Source organism: Pedobacter sp. (genome assembly GCF_041662865.1).
Lineage (GTDB): Bacteria > Bacteroidota > Bacteroidia > Sphingobacteriales > Sphingobacteriaceae > Pedobacter.
Window position 1 is genome coordinate 1 of the sequence record NZ_JBAZRL010000014.1, and the last position, 13,978, is coordinate 13,978.

At 31.8% G+C, this 13,978-nt stretch carries 16 protein-coding genes; 8 read left to right on the plus strand and 8 right to left on the minus strand.

The window, feature by feature from the left end; all coding sequences use genetic code 11:
* Window positions 1-2,040 (minus strand): endonuclease MutS2 (locus tag WC622_RS06825; RefSeq protein ID WP_372818534.1); only part of this gene is annotated, 2,040 nt, incomplete at its 3' end.
* A 4-nt stretch (window positions 2,041-2,044) separates the two neighbouring features.
* Entirely contained in the window at window positions 2,045-2,512 is a 468-nt protein-coding gene (locus tag WC622_RS06830) for a DUF4296 domain-containing protein (protein ID WP_372818535.1), read from the minus strand.
* 72 nt (window positions 2,513-2,584) lie between these two features.
* On the opposite strand from WC622_RS06830, the gene WC622_RS06835 reads away from it, so the two are divergent.
* From WC622_RS06835 to WC622_RS06855, 5 genes are read left to right on the plus strand one after another with little or no spacing between them, the layout of a single operon-like run.
* Window positions 2,585-3,271 (plus strand): YggS family pyridoxal phosphate-dependent enzyme, encoded by a 687-nt coding sequence (locus tag WC622_RS06835; protein ID WP_372818538.1) that lies wholly within the window; start codon window positions 2,585-2,587, stop codon window positions 3,269-3,271.
* Window positions 3,271-3,714 carry an N-acetyltransferase family protein gene (locus WC622_RS06840; RefSeq protein WP_372818540.1) on the plus strand — a complete coding sequence of 148 codons (444 nt, stop codon included), beginning with the start codon at window positions 3,271-3,273 and terminating at the stop codon, window positions 3,712-3,714. Before WC622_RS06835 ends, WC622_RS06840 begins: the two co-directional genes overlap by 1 nt.
* Window positions 3,711-4,514 carry a DUF3298 domain-containing protein gene (locus tag WC622_RS06845; RefSeq protein ID WP_372818541.1) on the plus strand — a complete coding sequence of 268 codons (804 nt, stop codon included), beginning with the start codon at window positions 3,711-3,713 and terminating at the stop codon, window positions 4,512-4,514. Before WC622_RS06840 ends, WC622_RS06845 begins: the two co-directional genes overlap by 4 nt.
* Window positions 4,514-5,779 carry an aspartate kinase gene (locus tag WC622_RS06850; RefSeq protein WP_372818543.1) on the plus strand — a complete coding sequence of 422 codons (1,266 nt, stop codon included), beginning with the start codon at window positions 4,514-4,516 and terminating at the stop codon, window positions 5,777-5,779. The genes WC622_RS06845 and WC622_RS06850 overlap by 1 nt, the downstream gene beginning before the upstream one ends.
* 11 nt (window positions 5,780-5,790) lie before the next feature.
* Complete coding sequence (locus WC622_RS06855; protein WP_372818545.1) at window positions 5,791-6,969, plus strand: class I SAM-dependent methyltransferase; 1,179 nt, start codon at window positions 5,791-5,793, stop codon at window positions 6,967-6,969.
* 51 nt (window positions 6,970-7,020) lie between these two features.
* Here the strand turns inward: WC622_RS06855 and WC622_RS06860 are convergent, their stop codons facing one another.
* The 5 genes from WC622_RS06860 to WC622_RS06880 all read right to left on the minus strand — a co-directional run bounded on the left by WC622_RS06860 (window position 7,021) and on the right by WC622_RS06880 (window position 10,647).
* Window positions 7,021-7,218: a cold-shock protein gene (locus tag WC622_RS06860; RefSeq protein ID WP_372818547.1), complete on the minus strand. Its 198-nt coding sequence runs from the start codon at window positions 7,216-7,218 to the stop codon at window positions 7,021-7,023.
* Between the two features lie 85 nt (window positions 7,219-7,303).
* Entirely contained in the window at window positions 7,304-7,939 is a 636-nt protein-coding gene (locus WC622_RS06865) for a peroxiredoxin (protein ID WP_372818549.1), read from the minus strand.
* A gap of 56 nt (window positions 7,940-7,995) precedes the next feature.
* Window positions 7,996-8,919, minus strand: coding sequence for a DUF72 domain-containing protein (locus WC622_RS06870; protein WP_372818551.1), 924 nt, complete (start codon window positions 8,917-8,919; stop codon window positions 7,996-7,998).
* 74 nt (window positions 8,920-8,993) lie between these two features.
* On the minus strand, window positions 8,994-10,079 hold the full coding sequence (locus tag WC622_RS06875) for a S1C family serine protease (protein WP_372818553.1): 1,086 nt from the start codon (window positions 10,077-10,079) through the stop codon (window positions 8,994-8,996).
* A 1-nt stretch (window position 10,080) separates the two neighbouring features.
* A complete protein-coding gene (locus tag WC622_RS06880) occupies window positions 10,081-10,647 on the minus strand; it encodes an RNA polymerase sigma factor (protein ID WP_372818555.1) in 567 nt (188 codons plus the stop codon).
* Between the two features lie 435 nt (window positions 10,648-11,082).
* On the opposite strand from WC622_RS06880, the gene WC622_RS06885 reads away from it, so the two are divergent.
* The 3 genes from WC622_RS06885 to WC622_RS06895 all read left to right on the plus strand — a co-directional run bounded on the left by WC622_RS06885 (window position 11,083) and on the right by WC622_RS06895 (window position 13,448).
* Window positions 11,083-11,295: a hypothetical protein gene (locus WC622_RS06885; RefSeq protein WP_173268726.1), complete on the plus strand. Its 213-nt coding sequence runs from the start codon at window positions 11,083-11,085 to the stop codon at window positions 11,293-11,295.
* Window positions 11,296-11,430: 135 nt separating this feature from the next.
* Complete coding sequence (gene purB, locus WC622_RS06890; protein ID WP_372818557.1) at window positions 11,431-12,777, plus strand: adenylosuccinate lyase; 1,347 nt, start codon at window positions 11,431-11,433, stop codon at window positions 12,775-12,777.
* A gap of 119 nt (window positions 12,778-12,896) precedes the next feature.
* A complete protein-coding gene (locus tag WC622_RS06895; RefSeq protein WP_372818558.1) occupies window positions 12,897-13,448 on the plus strand; it encodes a NifU family protein in 552 nt (183 codons plus the stop codon).
* 53 nt (window positions 13,449-13,501) lie between these two features.
* Here the strand turns inward: WC622_RS06895 and WC622_RS06900 are convergent, their stop codons facing one another.
* A complete protein-coding gene (locus WC622_RS06900; RefSeq protein ID WP_372818560.1) occupies window positions 13,502-13,957 on the minus strand; it encodes a heme-binding domain-containing protein in 456 nt (151 codons plus the stop codon).
* Between the last annotated feature and the right edge of the window lie 21 nt (window positions 13,958-13,978).

A 13,978-nucleotide genomic window follows, 5' to 3' on the forward strand; every position in this document is an offset into this window, starting at 1 on the left:
ATTTCTTTTAACTACAGAGCGTAAATCGCCTAAAGCTAGCACTAAATTATCTCGATTAATTTCTAAAACCTGTCCGCTAGTTTCTGTATTTACCAGTTGCACCCAATCTCCAACTTCAATAGCAGAATCATCAATTTTAACGACAGGTTTACGTTCTTCTTTAACTTCGTTTTTAACTAAGCTTTTTTGCAGATTTTGTCTTAATTCTTTGGTTATTAATTTATCTGCTTGTTTTTCTTTTATTTCAGCAATGGTATTTTCTACTAATTTATTCGCGTCGCGGATGATGTTTTGAGCTTCTAGTTTGGCTTCTTTAATTAAAACCTTTTTATTTTCTTCTAAAAACAGTTTTAATTTTTCATTTTCTGCAACCAAATTTTTAACCTTGTTTTGCTGATTTGCTAAATTGATTTTAGTTTCTTGGATTTGCCTTTTCTCTTTCTCTAAATCTACCAGTAAACTATCAATACTATTCTGATTTTTTCCTGTTTTCTGTTTTGCTAGTGCTAAAACTTCTTTTTGCAAACCGATATTTTGAGCAATTTCAAAAGCATAAGAACTTCCAGGTTTACCTAAATCTAAAATATAAAGCGGTTTCATTTTGCTATTATCAAATAGCATGGAAGCATTTTCCAATCCACTAGTATTGCTGGCAAACAATTTCAAGTTAGAATAATGCGTAGTGATTACACCGCGAACTTTTTTCGCATTTAAAACTTCTAAAACAGCCTCGGCCATTGGGCCACCAAATTGAGGATCGGTTCCTGTACCAAATTCATCAATTAAGACTAATGTTTTTGGCGAGGCATGTTCAACAAAATAGCGCATCTTGGTTAGATGAGCGCTATATGTACTCAAATCAGATTCTATTGATTGATCATCGCCAATATCTGCAAAAATCTGATCAAATATTCCCATTTCGCTAGCTTCATCAACTGGAACAAGCAAACCCGTTTGCACCATCATTTGTAGCAAACCAACAGTTTTCATACAAACCGATTTACCACCAGCATTAGGTCCAGAAACTAAAACAATCCTTAAATTCTCATTCATATGAATATTTAAAGGAATAACCATTTTCTTTTCTGCTGCAAAAGACAACAGCAATAATGGATGCTTGGCGTTTATCAACTTTGTTTTAGCTTCCTTTAATAATACTGGCATATTTGCCTGAATATCAATTGCAAAAAGTGCTTTTGCTCTCACAAAATCCAATTTAGTCAAGAACCCATGATACGACAATAAAAGTGGCGTATATGGCCTTAATTCGGTTGTTAATGCAATTAAAATCTTAATAATCTCTCTACGCTTATCAAACTCTAAATCACGAAGTTTATTATTTAAGGTAAATACCTCTTCTGGCTCTAAATAAACGGTTTGTCCACTTGCAGATTCATCATGAATAAACCCTTTCAATTTCCTCTTGTTTTCCGCCAAAATGGGAATACAAATTCTGCCATCACGAATAGTTAAACTCCCATCAGCAACCCAATTTTTGCCAACTGCCATTTTATAAATAGAATCCATTCTTTTACGCACTTCTTGCTCGCCTTTGGCAATTGCTGCAGTAATTTCTTGTAGTTCTAGCGAAGCATTGGGTTTCATTTTTCCCTTTGGGTCTAAAACAGCTTCTATTTTTTTAAGGATGTTCTTTTCTATTGGCAAGTGCTCGAAAAGAGCTTCAAGATTGGGATACATTTCTTTTCGCTCATCAAAAAATCTGATTACAGAAAAAACTGTTTGTAAGGAGGCATAGATCTGGAAAAGTTCATCTTCCATTAAATAGGTTCCTTCTACTCTAATTTTATCAGCGAAAACTTTAATATCAAAAAAAGTACTGATTTGTAAAGGTTCTTGATTTTCTAAAATGCTTTTAAACTCATTGGTTTGACGAAGAAATTTATTTATTTGGTCGTATTTCGTCATTACCTGCATTTTATTAACCAATGCTTGGCCCATTGTACTTAAACAATGTTGATGCACCATTTGTCGAACTTCATTAAAGCCTAACCGTTCTTGGCAATTTTCAGGATACAGCATATGCTTATTGAACAGGATAATCGATTGAATACATTTTTAATGGATTAGTACCCATTTTAAAAGTTGAATCTAAGGGTTTTACTGGTGGAGCCAACAATGCAGCACCAAATAATGAACTTTTACTATTTTCTACTGCGATAATTCCTGAAAAATATTCTTTTTCCTTATTCAAATTAAGACTGATATTATCGTACATTTTTTTCATCACATCTGGATGCTTGTAATAATAATCAAGACTTTGATTGTACAAAGCAGAATCAATTCCAAATTTTTTATAAATACCCTTGTAGAGTGAAGAAATAACCTTTTTAGAACTATCAATGTTTACAAAAGATGAAGAATATCCATCAACTATGTGAATATCATGCAATACTTTCTCCATTTGATCTGGCTGGATAATGTCTTTTGGAATACCTGGCTTACAGGCATAAAACAAGGCACATAGTATAAGGATGACAAAAAATCTTTTCATTATTTATAAAACCTTTCTTATTTCTTAGCCAAATTGCGCTAAGGTTGTTAATTTTACCAAAAATACTGATAAATGAGCATTACAGATAACTTATTAAAATATAAAAATGAATTAGACCAAGCCGGCGTTAAGTTGGTAGCGGTTTCTAAAAATCATCCGGCAGATGCCGTACTAGAAGCTTATAATGCTGGACAAAGAGTTTTTGGAGAGAATCTAGTGCAAGAGATGGTAGAGAAGCAAGGTCAATTACCACAAGATATAGAGTGGCATTTAATTGGTCACTTGCAAAGCAATAAAGTAAAATATATTGCTCCTTTCGTAAAATTAATAGAATCTGTTGATAGTCTTAAATTATTAAAAGAGATTGATAAGCAGGCTGCAAAAAACAATAGAATAATAGATTGTTTATTGCAAATTTATATTGCTGATGAGGATACTAAATTTGGTTTAGGTTTTGATGAAACCATCGAACTTTTACGCTCAGAAGAATTTGGAACATTAAAAAATGTCAGAATTGTGGGCTTAATGGGGATTGCAACTAATACTGCATTGGATGGACAAACAAAAGCAGAGTTTCATGAGCTTAAAGTACTTTTTGATGGAATAAAATTGAGTTTCTTTAGAAAGGATGATAGTTTTAAAGAGATTTCTATGGGCATGTCGTCAGATTATAAATTGGCAATTGAACAAGGAAGCACGATGGTAAGAATTGGAAGTAATATATTTGGAAAAAGAGTAATTAAACATTGGAAAGCCTAATGAATGTAACTATAAAAGTAGCAGTTAAGGAAGATTGCATTAGATTATTAGAATTAATTAACGAGTTAGCTGTTTATGAAAAGGCACCTGAAGAGGTTACGGTAACATTAACTGAATTTATTGATGCAGGTTTTGGGCAAAAAGAAAATGGGTTAATTATTGGCTTTGCATTATTTTATACCAGATACTCAACATGGAAAGGTTGCCGTTTATATTTAGAAGATTTCTTGGTAACTGATGCTTGCAGAGGAAAAGGAGTTGGCAAATTGTTATTTGAAAAAGTAATTGAAGAAGCAAAAAATGGAAATTATAATGGCATGGTTTGGCAGGTTTTAGATTGGAATGAACCAGCTATAAATTTCTACAATAAATATACTGCTGCTATTGAAAGCGGTTGGTTAAATGCTTCATTCTCGAAAGAGCAAACAAAAAATTTAGTATGAGAAAATTAGTCTTATTTTTTATTGGAATCTGCATTTTCTCTGCATGTAGAAACGAAAAAAACAGAGATAATAGCAAAAATGATATTGCTATCGTTGATACGTTAACTTTTACTTACGATTCTGTTAAGATTTATAGTAGAAATGTAGTTAAAACTACTGTTAAAATTTCAGATACTACAAAAGCAGTTATTACCTATCCAATATTTAAAAATGAAACCTTAAACAATTACATTTTAAGACAAGTTTTTAATTATATTGGTGAAGATGAAAAAGCTACTTCTTATAAAGATATTGCAACTAGTTTTGTAAAAGGATACGATGACTTCCACTTACAAAATGCAACTAGCGCTCAAGCTTGGTGGTTAATTATTGATATTAAAGTACTTCATCAAACTAACAATTACATCGCTTTACAATATATAAACTCAGATTATTCTGGCGGAGCTCATCCAAATACTAGCTTTTCTTATCTGAATTATAATCCAAAAACTAATGTAACACTAACATTAGATTCATTGGTAGCAACTAACCAGCATGAAAAGTTAGTAAGCATTGCTGAAGCAATTTTCAGAAAAGATGAAAAATTGTCGGCGACAGAACAATTAACTGGAAAGTATTTTTTCCGAGACGATAAATTTCACTTACCAGAAAATTTTTATGTAAGCAACAAAGGTTTGGTGTTTTTGTACAATCCTTATGAGATTAAACCTTATTCGGAAGGAATTACAAAATTAATCATCCCATTTTCAGCCTTAAAAGGCATTGCTAAGCCAAATACCATTTTAACAGAAACAAATTAATGCAAGTATTTAAATTCGGAGGAGCTTCTGTAAAAGACGCAGAAGGTGTTAAAAATTTGGCCAAAATTGTGCAGGGATATCCATCAACTAATTTATTGATTGTGATTTCTGCCATGGGGAAAATGACCAATAAGTTAGAAGAATTAACTTGGGCATACGTTAATGGCGAGGAAAAAACACTTCAATTATTTGAAGAAATAAAAGCTTATCATTTCGATATTATTTCAAGTCTTTTTACTGATCATAAAAACCCTATATATGATGATGTAGCAAACACTTTTGTAGAAATAGAATGGCTTTTGGAAGAAGAAGCAAGTGATGGTGCAGATTACTTATACGATCAAATCGTTTCGATTGGAGAATTGGTTTCCACCAAAATTGTGGCAGCTTATTTAAATTTAATTGGTTGTTTCACCATCTGGGGCGATGCTAGGAGCTACATCAAAACAGATAATAATTACCGTGATGCAAATGTAATTTGGGATAAAACAGAACAAGAAATCCAGAAACATTTACCTACTTATTTGGATAAAGGAATTGTGGTAACACAAGGCTTTATCGGTGGTACAAGCGAAAACTTTACCAGTACTTTGGGCAGAGAAGGTTCTGATTATTCGGCTGCTATTTTTTGCGCTTGCCTAAATGCAGAATCAATGACGATTTGGAAAGATGTACCTGGCGTTTTAAATGCAGATCCAAAATGGTTTGATGAAACGGAAAAAATACCTCAATTATCGTATCACGATGCAATAGAACTTACTTATTATGGCGCAACGGTAATTCATCCAAAAACCATAAAACCTATTCAGAATAAAGGAATTCCGCTTTATGTGCGTTCATTTTTGCAACCTGAAGCTGTGGGAACTGCCATTACTGGAGTTGCAACACCGCTACCTGTAGCCTCTTTTATTTTCAAAGTAAATCAGGTTTTGATCTCTATATTTCCTAAAGATTTTTCGTTTATCATTGAAGAAAATCTAAGCCATATTTTCAATATCTTACATAAAAACAAGGTAAAAGTGAATACCATGCTTAATTCAGCCATTAGTTTTTCGGTAAGTGTAGATAATGATGAGGAAAAGATTAAGCAGTTAATTACAGATTTATCTGAAACTTTTAAAGTAAAGTATAACAAAGGATTAGAGCTCGTAACTATTCGTTACTACAATCAGCAAACTATTGACAGAGTTATTATTAACAAGGATGTATTATTGGAAGTAAAAAGCCGACATACTTGTCAAATTGTGATGAAAGATAAAGCGTAAGCTTAGCTAAAATGAATGAGAATATTTTAAAAAATGAGCTTCAATGCTATATTACTGAGCATATTAATGCGGATGTAAATAAAATTGCACTGTCAAAATCGTTGTTTAAAAATGTAAGTTCAGCAGAATTAGCCGGACAAATTGCAGCTAAAAAAAAATCCATTCACAAACTCCCGACATGGTTTAATCACGATAAGATTTATTATCCAGTTTTACTTTCAATAGAACAATGTTCATCTGAAACCACAGCAGCATATAAAGCTAATTTAGCTATTGGAGGTTCATTAATAGATCTAACGGCTGGTTTTGGAGTTGATAGTTATTTCTTTTCTAAGAAATTAGATGAAGTATATAGTTGCGAAATCAATTCAGAATTATTAGAAATTACAGCTTATAATGCTAAAATTTTAGGAGCAAATAACATAAATTTTGTAGTAGAAGACGGAATTGAATTTCTCAAAAAAAACAAGCTTAAATTCAATACGATTTATATTGATCCGGCAAGGAGAAGCCATAGCAATAAGGTTTTTAAGCTCAAGGATTGTACACCAGATGTAACCGAACATTTACCTCTTTTTTTAGAGAAAACGAAGCGAATAATTATTAAGACCGCACCATTACTTGATATTTCTGCTGGTTTAAGCGAATTACAAAACGTCAGTGAAATTCATATTGTAAGTGTAAAAAACGAGTGTAAAGAAATACTTTGGGTAATCGATAAAGGTTTTATTGGTGAAACTAAAATTATTTGTGCGACCTTAAATACTACTACAAAAACCTTCTCTTTTCCTATAAGTGATTTACGATTAACAACCGAAATCGCTAACACATTACCTGTTGGATATATATACGAACCTGATGTGGCTTTATTAAAAAGTGGAGCATTTAATTTGATAGCTGAAAGATTTGGATTGAAAAAGTTGCACTCACAAAGTCAATTATACTTTAGTGAAGAAATAAAATCCGAGTTTCTAGGTAGAATTTTCGAAATAAAATCACTATTAAACTTAAATGAACTAAAAAAAGAAAAAAATCTAAAAGGAAACGTTATTGTTCGAAATTTCCCTGAAAAAGCAGAGAACTTAGTTAAAAAATATAAAATCAGTTCAAGTCATGATGATTTTATCCTGTTTACTCAAACTAATGCTGGCTATTTAGTAATTAAAGCTAAAATCATGCAGCATTATTAAATAAAAAAAGCCTTGCGAAATCCGCAAAGCTTACTATTTTTATATTTCAATTTACGCTTTTTTAACATTCACAGCCTGCAATCCTTTCTTACCTTCTGCAGTTTCAAATTCTACTTCGTCATTCTCTTTAATACTATCTATCCCCCCTACTACATCTTTAAAGTGAACAAAAATCTCTTTATTTCCGTCATAAATAATAAATCCATAACCTTTTTGGATATTAAACCATTTTACTTTTCCAGTATTCATAAAATTGAAAGTTGCATTAATATTTTATATAGTAACTGATTTAAAGTTAATTACAAAAAAATTTAAATGAAAAAAAAGTTGAAAATTACTTATTTGGCTGAGGTGTGGTTCTTAAATAAGGTTTTATCACTTTGTGTCCTTTTGGAAATTTAGCAGGAATATCTTCTGTCTTAATACTATTTACTACAATTACATCCTCGCCATCTTTCCAATCAGCTGGTGTTGCAACGCTATAATTAGCTGTTAACTGCAAGGAATCTATTACCCTTAAAACTTCTGTAAAATTTCTGCCTGTAGATGCAGGGTACGTAATCATCAGTTTTACTTTTTTATCTGGAGAAATGACAAACAATGAGCGAACTGTCATCGTTTCAGAAGCATTCGGATGAATCATATCATATAAATCAGCTATTTTCTTATCCTGATCTGCAATAATTGGAAAATCTACATTAGTGTTTTGAGTTTCATTAATATCGCTAATCCAACCCTTATGCGATTCTGCCGAATCAACACTTAATGCTAGAACTTTTACATTTCTTTTATCAAATTCAGGCTTTAAAGATGCTGTACGACCTAATTCAGTAGTACAAACAGGCGTGTAATCTGCTGGATGTGAAAATAAAACACCCCAGCTATCACCTAAATAATCGTAAAAATCTATTTCACCAATAGATGTTGTTGCCTTGAAATTCGGAGCTGTATCTCCTAATCTTAAACTCATATTCAATTGTTTTTAATTAATAAAATGATATAATAATTGAAGTTACAAAAAGTCTATTAAAACAGTAGATTATTTTGCGCAATAAAATTTATGCGTGACAAATCACTACCCAAACGTTTATTAAATTCTTGAATAGTGTAATCGGCAATTAGTGGCGTATCGGCTTCATCGTGCTGGTGCAAAAAGAAATACACGCTTTGTAAACCATGGTCTAACCAATTTTTAATTCTCACCACCCATTCATCAACTCTAGCTTTATCAGAATCTAAATACTTACCGCCATTGCCTACAAATCGGATAAAAGCCTCTGGAGTTGGTAATTCCATATGTACACAATCTCTTCTTCCACTGGCGTCTGTAATCGCTGCTCCTTTTTTTAGTTTTGCCAATAACATAAAAAGTTGTTTTTTGGCATCGCCGATAAACCAATCCTTATGTCTAACTTCTACAAAAGTCTTTAAATCAGCTGGCAATTTTTTTAGATAATTTTCCAATATTTCAATGTTATTTGGACCAAAATTATCACTAACCTGTAAAAAGCATGGTCCTAAATAGTTACCAAATGCAGAAATAGCTTTAATATATTCGTCTGTTAAAAAATCAGCATCTTTTAATCTTTTGATGTGTGTTATCGTTCTAGAAAATTTTGGACAGAATATAAAATCACCTTTAGTATTTGCGGCAACCTGCTCTTTCCATTTTAAAATTTGTTCTTCTTTCGGAATACTGTAAAAAACTGCATTTAATTCAATCGAATTAAAGTGTTTTACGTATTCACCTAAAAAATCTGCCTCTTTGGTTTTCTTCGGATAAATAAGATCTTTCCATTCTTTTCTGCCCCACTTAGCGCAACCAACATAATATACTGGTTTTGCTGATGACTTCAAACTCTTTAAGGTGATAACAGTTTGCTCCCCGTCTGGTGGCAGCATAAAATCAATTGTATTAATTTCTGCTTCGCTAACTCTTCCAAATTCCATCTTAAATCTTTTTTAATTAAAAACCCCGAAACTTACTAAAAGTTCGGGGTTTCAAATTTAATATTTTGGGAATATTAATACACTTTAATCATAAAAACATAATCTTGCATTTTTTCTACCTGCTTGTTACGTTTTAAGCCTTGCAATTGACTTCTTTTCCCGTAAGGAATTCTTTTACTTAATGAATCTTGAGGAATAGAATTAACTGCTTCTACAATATATCTCGATTTTACTGCAAATGCAGCACCATCCGTTTTATTCTCTTTACCATTAATTACACCAACAATATTACCAGCATTATCTAATAATGGACCTCCACTATTACCCGGGTTTACTGGAATAGCAACTTGATAAGCTAAAGTATCGCCATTTAAACCTGTTTTAGAACTGATGTAACCATCACCTAAAACTACATCATCTTTTGGATAACCTAATGTATATACGATTTCACCAATACCAGCACCAGCTTTTTTGATACTATATGGAAGCGAACCTAAATGATCGAAAGAAGAATCGTTTATTTTTAAAATGGCAATATCATTAATTGGATCTGTATAAAATCTTTTTGCTTTAAATGAAGTTCCTCTACTATTTTGAACGTAAATCGAATCTGCATCCTTAATTACATGATAATTAGTTAAAATGTAACCATTGCTAGAAATTGCAAACCCAGAGCCACCAAATTTAGCTGGCGTTATAGTGGTATTCTGCACTTTGGTGTTAATGTTTCTAATTAAATTATTCTGAGAACGTTTAATTTGACTTACTTCTCTATTTAACGCTTCAAAACTTCCATCTTGTTTAGATTGGTTTTGTATAGAATACAGCATCACCATTGCTAAAATCAAAAATGAAGCAGCAATTGCAATTGCAGATCTATTATTACGCCAAACTCTTACAATTTTAGATGAATGCGGTTTTACTTTAGCACTAATAGCGGCAACATCTAATTGATTATGAGCTGCATCCATTTGTTCTTTCAATACTAAAATGTCAGCATATTGCTTCATCGATTCTAAAAAAACTTTATGCGCAACTACTTTATGATCAACAATTGCATCATTATTTCTCAATTGCTCAAAAGCCTTTTGCTCATCAACGGTAAGTTTACCATTCAGATAATCTTCAATAATTGCTTCTAATTCTATCTCGTTCCTCATTTTATGATTGAAAAAATAACTTTTTTAACCTTTGTAAACACTTATATTTCTGTGTCTTAGCATTATCAGTATTGGTATAACCAAATTTCTCACATATATCATGCATAGATAAACTATGTATGTAAAAATCTTCAATAATTGTTTTACAAGGTTCGCCTAAACTATCTAAGGCCGCCTTCATCTTGTCAAACTGCATATCCTTTTGCTCATGCCATTCCACATCTTCATCAACAGGTAAAACATCTTCAAAGTCGGCTATATTATTTGTTTTTTTGCTTTGTTGTGTAAGTTTCTTCAACCAAATTCGTCGACTTACCGAATACAAATATGTTTTTAACTTACTGCTAAGCTCAAAATTGCCGCCTTTAATTTTATTATATAAAACAATAATAGCTTCTTGATACACATCTTTCGCATCGTCTTCACCACCATTATTGTTTAAAATAAATTGTAAAACCATCGGATAATACCCCGCATACAACTTATTTAATGCTTCTTCTGAGTTGTTAAGTATACCTAATACTACTTCTCTATCTGTTGGAACTGAACTGCTTAACTTAATACTCACCAATTAATACATTTAAACGTGAATGGTAACCCAATGATAGACAAAAAAAATATTTTTTGCTGTAATTATGACTTTCTAATTGAGAATTTTCTTCTTCCAAAAGCTATAATGGCTGCATCAATTCACGTTCAGTCATACCTTTGCTTCAATCTTTATGCCGTCCATATTGTGCAAACACTTTAGCTGTTAATACCAAAAAGCTAGTAATAGTAACCTTTAAAAAAAAAAAATAAAATTTTAAACTATGGGTTACTTTTTCAAAATATGTGCATTAATGGTAGCTTGCAAAAGAAATATGTTTTATAAAATGATTGTCTATTCTATGAAAACAGCCATTTAAAAAATATTTTAACTTTATTTCATATTTGCGGGTTACCTTTTTACCTTTGCGGTATTAACATGTAAATTAATTAATTATTTAAACAGAAAATTAAAATGAAAAACTTATTCAAATTTGGCTTTTTAGCTTTAGCATTATCTTTAGGAGTAGCAGCTTGTAATTCAGAGAAAAAAGCAGATGCAACTGATTCAGCAGCTATCGATTCAGCTAACATGGCAGTAGATTCAGCTAAAGCAGCAGTAGATACAGCTAAAGCAGCAGTAGATTCAGCTAAAGCAGCAGTAGATTCAACTAAAGCTGTTCACTAGTCAATAGTAAATCTTACAAAAAAGTCCTTGCAATTTGCTGGGACTTTTTTGATTCTAAGCATTTTATCGGCTTTTTAGCTATCATAAATGCTTGATAAATGTTACCTTTGCGGCTGAATCAATTTCCTTATTCAAATGAACTTATCTCCGCTTAAAGCTATCTCTCCTGTAGATGGTCGTTATAGAAAAACCACATCAAAACTCGCTGATTATTTTTCTGAATATGCTTTAATAAAATATCGTGTTTTTGTAGAAATCGAATATTTTATCGCACTTTGTGAAGCGAAAGTACCTGGATTAGAACAATTTGATACCAAACTTTATCCGAAACTCAGAATCATTCATCAAAATTTTAATGATGATGATGCACAACAGGTAAAAAATACCGAAAGCATTACCAATCATGATGTAAAAGCTGTAGAGTATTTCATTAAAACAAAATTTGATGAACTTAACTTACAACCTTATAAAGAATTTATTCATTTTGGATTAACATCTCAAGATATTAATAACACAGCTATTCCTTATACTTTCAAACTTGCATTAGAAGAAAGCTATTATCCAACTATCACAGAACTTATTGAAAAAATAAATGGTTTAGCACAAGAATGGACCAATGTTCCATTATTAGCACACACACATGGGCAACCTGCATCGCCAACAAAATTGGGTAAAGAGTTTATGGTTTTTGCAGAACGGTTGAACGTCCAATTACAAAATTTAAAAAATATTCCTAACAGCGCTAAATTTGGCGGAGCTACCGGAAATTTTAATGCGCATCATATCGCCTATCCAAAAATTAATTGGGTTGACTTCTCAAATAACTTTGTAAATGAGGTTTTAGGTTTAAATCGTGCTCAGTATACTACTCAAATAGAACATTACGATCAGTTTGCGGCACAATGTGATGCGCTGAAACGTATTAATAATATCATCATTGATTTAGATAGAGATATTTGGGCTTATATTTCTAAAAATTATTTTAAGCAAAAAATTAAAGAGGGCGAAGTTGGTTCTTCGGCTATGCCTCATAAAGTAAATCCTATTGACTTTGAAAATGCAGAAGGAAATGCCGGAATAGCAAATGCTTTATTTGAATTTTTTGCTGCTAAATTACCCATTTCTCGTTTGCAAAGAGATTTAACAGATTCAACTGTGTTAAGAAATGTGGGTGTTCCTATGGCGCATACAATCATTGCTATCAGTTCTACATTAAAAGGGTTAAATAAAATTATACTGAACAATGAGGCAATCGCGGCAGATTTAGAAAATAACTGGGCTGTTGTTGCTGAAGCTATACAAACGGTATTAAGACGCGAGGCTTATCCAAATCCTTATGAGGCTTTAAAAGCATTAACACGTACTAATCAAAAGATTACTGCGCAAACTATGTCTGCATTTATTGATGAACTAGATGTAAACGATAACATCAAATCAGAATTGAAGCAAATAACACCTTTTAATTACACTGGCATATTTTAACCTCACCCAACCCTCTCTTGAAAGACAGGTAGCTTTCATTATAAATGACCTAAAATAGACATCTACTATCTACTATTTAGAATTAGAATTAATTATTTTTGTAGCATAAAATTAAAGACATGACTATTAACGTATATACAGAGCAAACACCAAATCCTGCTACCATGAAGTTTATGGTTAATAAACTTTTAATTAACGGTAGTGAAGATTTTGCAACTAGAGAAAGTGCTGAACACTCTCCTTTTGCTAAAGAATTGTTCAAATTTAACTTTGTAAGTGGTGTATTTTTCGCAAGCAACTTTGTAACGATTACTAAAACTGAAGATGCTGAATGGGGTGATATTGAGGTTATTTTAAAAGAATTTGTTAAGGGTGCTGTAGAATCTGAACTTAAAATAAAAGAAAACACAAGTGAAGAAACTCCTGCTTTTGAAGGGACAGAGTTAGAAGTTAAAATCCAACAAATATTACATGACTATGTGCGTCCTGCTGTTGAACAAGATGGCGGTGCAATTAGTTACAAATCATTTGATGAAGGTGTAGTAACTGTTGAATTAAGAGGTTCTTGCAGTGGTTGTCCATCATCTACAATTACATTAAAATCTGGCATCCAAAATTTATTGCAACGTATGGTTCCAGAAGTTAAAGAAGTAGTTTCTATGGCATTATAAAATATTAGTTCAATGGCATAGAAAAAAGTCCTAACATTATTGGGGCTTTTTTTTTACATTTTATTTTGAATTTCTTTCCTTACACCATTTGCCCAATCTGTTAATACTTTTTTCTCTTCTGGGGTAAGTTTAGCTTCACTATGTACTATCTTATATGATTTCAAAGGCATTTCATCAACTATTTGTTCGGTTACTTCTTCTAATTTGTGATCTTGTTTCTTTAAAGCATATGCGCCGAACTCTGAAAAATTAAGCTTACTTTTTCCTTCTTTAATATGGTCATCCATCCACCAAGCAACAGGTTGAATATTAACATACCAAGGATAAATAGTAGTATTTGAATGGCAATCATAACATGCTTTTTTCAAAATTCCAGTAACATTTTGTGGAACTATATAAGCTCTATCAATTGATTGTGTTTGTTCAGCAGTCGCTATATTTTTTGTAGGTCTAAATAATTGGATTACAATTAATAAAGCTAATAACGTATATACAATTTTCTTTACCATAAAATTTCAATTTTCTTATAA